Genomic DNA, 271 nt, shown 5'->3' with positions numbered 1-271 from the left:
CCATGTACGGGTTCGGCGACAGCTGCAACGCGCTGTTGAAATCGATCGTCATCGCATCAGCCCGCGCCTCGACATCGACCCCGCGGGCTGGACCTTACTGATCAAGGAAGCTGCGCATTTTACGGCTGCGGCTGGGATGCTTGAGCTTGCGTAGCGCCTTGGCCTCGATCTGGCGGATATGCTCGCGGGTGACCGAGAACTGCTGGCCGACTTCCTCGAGCGTGTGATCGGTGTTCATGCCGATGCCGAAGCGCATGCGCAGCACGCGTTC

1 protein-coding gene is annotated in these 271 nt (G+C 62.0%); it reads right to left on the bottom strand.

Features of this window, described 5'->3' with window-relative positions; translation table 11 throughout:
- Positions 1–94: 94 nt before the first annotated feature.
- Positions 95–271 (bottom strand): sigma factor-like helix-turn-helix DNA-binding protein (locus J3482_RS20485; protein WP_268884603.1); only part of this gene is annotated, 177 nt, incomplete at its 5' end.

This window comes from Alicyclobacillus suci (assembly GCF_017329615.1).
Lineage (GTDB): Bacteria > Bacillota > Bacilli > Alicyclobacillales > Alicyclobacillaceae > Alicyclobacillus > Alicyclobacillus suci.
This window is presented reverse-complemented; position numbering and strand designations above follow the sequence as displayed.